General features: G+C 64.8%; 5 protein-coding genes. 1 reads left to right on the top strand and 4 read right to left on the bottom strand.

Annotated features, from left to right (window positions below):
- The 4 genes from AC1DS3_RS36165 to AC1DS3_RS36150 form a co-directional block, all read right to left on the bottom strand.
- Positions 1 to 621, bottom strand: a 621-nt coding sequence (locus AC1DS3_RS36165) for a nitroreductase (protein WP_477129091.1), incomplete at its 3' end; no start/stop codon positions are given.
- 28 nt (positions 622 to 649) lie between these two features.
- On the bottom strand, positions 650 to 1102 hold the full coding sequence (locus AC1DS3_RS36160) for an acyl-CoA thioesterase (protein WP_477129090.1): 453 nt from the start codon (positions 1100 to 1102) through the stop codon (positions 650 to 652).
- A 28-nt stretch (positions 1103 to 1130) separates the two neighbouring features.
- Positions 1131 to 2036, bottom strand: a complete 906-nt coding sequence (locus tag AC1DS3_RS36155) for a DMT family transporter (protein ID WP_150987796.1) — start codon at positions 2034 to 2036, stop codon at positions 1131 to 1133.
- Entirely contained in the window at positions 2033 to 3007 is a 975-nt protein-coding gene (locus tag AC1DS3_RS36150) for a histone deacetylase family protein (RefSeq protein WP_477129089.1), read from the bottom strand. Before AC1DS3_RS36150 ends, AC1DS3_RS36155 begins: the two co-directional genes overlap by 4 nt.
- A 469-nt stretch (positions 3008 to 3476) precedes the next feature.
- On the opposite strand from AC1DS3_RS36150, the gene AC1DS3_RS36145 reads away from it, so the two are divergent.
- Positions 3477 to 4012 (top strand): phasin family protein (locus AC1DS3_RS36145; protein ID WP_477129088.1); only part of this gene is annotated, 536 nt, incomplete at its 3' end.

Here is a 4012-nt window from a genome sequence, read left to right as displayed (position 1 = left end):
GCCCAGGGCCATGCCGCACACCACCATTTCATCCGCCGGCAGGCGCAAGTGATTGCTGATGACCGCGTGGAATTGGGTGAACGCCGCCTGCGGACAGGTATCCAGCCCGCGCGCCCGCGCCGCCACCATGATGCTTTGCAGGAACATGCCGTAGTCCAGCCAGCTGCCCAGCTCCAGGATGCGGTCGATCGTGAAGATCATGCCCACCGGGGCGCCGAAAAACGTGAAGTTGCGCGAGTGCTGCGCATGCATGCGCGCCTTGTCCTCCCGGCTGATCTGCAGCAGGCTGTACAGGTCCCAACCTACCTTGCGGCGGCGGTCAATGTACGGCGCCACCCACTCGCGGGGATAGTAGGGATACTCCTCGCGATACTTGCTGTCGCGCTGCGGATCGTCGTAAGCGGCCAGCACGTCGGCCGACAGCTTCACCTTGGCGTCGCCAGTCAGCACATAGACCCGCCATGGCTGGGCGTTGGTGCCCGACGGAGCCCGGCTGGCCACGGCCAGGATCTCGTTGACCACGTCGCGCGGCACCGGCGTATCGAGAAACGCGCGCACCGAGCGGCGCGTGATGATGGCCTGATCGATCAGGGCGGCGCCCCGCTTCTGCTGCGAATCCATGGTTCTCAACTCCTTTGCGCGGGCCGGATCATGCGCCGGCATCCGCCGGTTCGCACACCAGGGCCTGAAGCGCTTCGCGCAGCGCGGGCGGTAGCGGCACCGGGCGGCGCGTGGCGCGATCCACATAGACATGAACAAAATGGCCCTGCGCCGCGGYTACGTCTTCGTCGTTACGGAACAGGCCCACTTCGTAGCGCACGCTCGAATTGCCCAGCCTTGCCACGCGCAGCCCCGCCACCACCGTGTCGGGAAAACTCAGCGCGGCAAAATAATTGCATTGCGTCTCGATCACCAGCCCGATGGTGTCGCCGGACCCGATATCCAGCACGCCCGCCCGGATCAGGTAGGTGTTCACGACGGTATCGAAGTAACTGTAGTAGATGACGTTATTGACATGGCCATAGACGTCGTTATCCATCCAGCGCGTGGTGATGGGCTGGAAATGACGGTAGGCGTTGCGGGTATCTGCGGTCGGTTTCATCGAAAGGCGTGAGGCGCGAAAAGGGAAATTAGCGGCGGATCACCAGCGCAACACCACCGGCGGCCAGGGCCATGCCAAGCGCGGCCAGCGGCGGGAAGCTCTCGCCGAACAGCAGCCACGCCATGGCGGCGGTGGTCGGCGGGGTGAGATACATGAGGCTGGATACCTTGGTGGCCGCGCCTTGCCGGATCAACAGGAACAGCAGCGAGATGGCCCCGATGGACAACGCAACCACCGACCAGGCGAGCGCGCCAACCATCTCGGCATTCCACTCGACGTGACGGGTTTCGGTGAGGAACATGAACGGCAGGCAGGCCAGCGCCGCCGCCGCGAACTGGATCACCGAGCCCATGCGCAGGTCGAACATCGGGCAATGGCGTTTCTGGTACAGCGTGCCAAAGGTGATCGAGAACAAGGCGCCCAGCGCCAGCAACAGGCTTGGCGCGGACAGCCCGCTGGCCGACAGTTTGTTTGCCACCACCAGGCCCACACCAAGGATGCCAAGCAGCAACCCCAGCCACTGGCGCCGCCCGATGGTCTCGCCCATGCGCGAGGCCGCCAGCGCGGTCAGGATGGGCTGCATGCCGACGATCAGGGCGGATACGCCCGCCGGCATGCCCAGCTTGACAGCCGCCCACACGCCCCCCAGGTAGCCCGCCTGCAGGAACAGCCCTGCCAGCGCGATGTGCCCGACCATGCGCCAGTCGGTCGCCCCGGCGCGCTGCGGCAGCGGCACGCGCGCCATCAACACGAAGGGCACCATCAGCACCAGCACRCCGACAAAGCGCAGAAACAGGAAGGTCATCGGCTCCGCGTGCGGCATGCCGTACTTGGCTACGATGAATCCCGTACTCCAGATCACGACAAACAGCCACGGCATGGCGGCCATCCACAAGGTGCCGCGTGCCGCATGGGCCTGGCTGGTTGCACTCATCGTTGTGCCTTCTCCATATCGCCGGTGGACAGGATCGCACCTGCGCCGGCGGCGTCCGGCTTGTCGCGCCGGGCATAGCGTGCGTGATATTGCGCGGCGAGCGCGACGGTTTGCGCATGCACCGCGACGGTGGTCTCGATCTGGTTGCCGTAGCCGCCGGCCATGGCCACGGCAATGGGCAGGCCGCGCTCCAGGGCCGCGTCGAACACCAGGCAGTCACGCCGGGCCAGCCCGGCCAGCGTGAGTTTCAGGCGCCCAAGCCGGTCGCCCTCATGCGGATMGGCCCCGGCTAGATAAATGATCAGGTCGGGAGCGAAGCGCGCGAACAGCGTATCGAGTGCGCCCTGCAGCGCTTGGGCGTAGGCCTCGTCGTCGCAGCCATCGGGCAGGCCCACGTCGAGATCGCTGGCCTCTTTGCGGAACGGATAGTTTTTCTCGCCATGCAGGGACAGCGTAAAGATGAAGGGATCGTCACGCAGGATGGAGGCGGTGCCGTTGCCCTGGTGCACGTCGAGGTCGACCACGGCCACGCGCGCCACCCGACCGTCGCAGCGCAATCGGCGCGCGGCGATAGCCGCGTCGTTGAAGACGCAGAAGCCACCGCCCTTATCGGCATAGGCGTGATGCGTGCCGCCCGCCAGGTTGACCGAGATGCCCTCGCGCAGCGCTACGCGGCAGGCCTCGATGGTGGCACCGGCGGAGCRCCGCGAGCGCTCGACCATGGCGTCCGACCATGGAAAGCCGATCTCGCGCTGGCGCGCGGGGTCCAGTTCGCCCCGGGAGACGCTCGCGACATATTCAGGCGTGTGCGCCAACAGCAAGGCATCGTCCCCGGCCCGCGGCGCCTCGACCAGCACCAGCCCCGGCACGTCGCGCTCGACCGCCTCCCTCAACATGCTGTACTTGCGCATCGGGAAGCGGTGGCCCTCAGGTAGGGGCAGGACAAAATGATCGGCGTAAAAAGCAAGCATGTGGGCAAACATAGGCGGGCGGCCGGTCGCGGCGACTTGGCCGTGGCGCATCGGCCGGCGGGTTGCGCCCTTGGGGGGTTGTGCCCTTGGGAGACGGCGATTCCGGCAGACCGCGATGGTAGCACCGAGCTGGCGCCAGGGTGCGCCACCCCTCCCCTCCCTCCCCCCACAAGGTGCCGGGCGTGGCACGCCTGCCAATGCCACGCCGCCAAAATGTGACATTGCGCCGACTTCAACAAGACTTATTTGTGCAATGCACAAGAAGCCCTTGACACCGTTTTTCTTTTCCCTACAATTGGAATTGTTGCGGCGCACCATCGATTTTGCAGAGCAAKCGGAGCGCGCCGATAACCCCCTTACGCCTGGGGCTGGCTGACGAGAAAGCAGGTCTAACCTTCACTTCGTCATGGCTTTGACATCTGGGCGGCCTAATTTTGCATGACCTTGAACTTCATTATTGGAGACCAGCATGAGCTTCACCCCGGAACAAGTCGCCGCAGCGCAAAAAGCCAACCTCGAAACCCTGTTTGGCCTGACCACCAAAGCTTTCGAAGGCATCGAAAAGCTGGTCGAGCTGAACCTGCAAGTCGTCAAGGCCACGTTCGCTGAAAACGTGGACAACGCCAAGAAGGCCCTCTCGGCCAAGGATGCCCAGGAATTCCTGGCCCTCCAGACCTCGCTGGTCCAGCCGGTTGCCGAAAAGGCCCTGGCCTACAGCCGCCATGTGTACGAAATCGCCTCGGAAACCCAGGCTGAATTCACCAAGGTCGCTGAAGCCCAACTGGCCGAGAACTCGAAGAAGGTGCAAACCCTGGTCGAGAACCTCGCCAAGAACGCCCCGGCCGGCTCCGAGTCGACCGTTGCCATCGTGAAGTCCGCGATCAGCGCCGCCAACAACGCTTACGAGTCGGTCCAGAAGGCCACCAAGCAAGCCGTTGAAATCGCTGAGACCAACTTCCAGGCAGCCGCCAGCGCCGCCACCAAGGCCGCACAGCAAGCCAGCGC

It is taken from the genome of Cupriavidus sp. 01L46 (assembly GCF_056399905.1).
The sequence above is the reverse complement of the archived record's forward strand: the minus strand, read 5'-3'. Positions and strand labels throughout refer to the sequence as shown.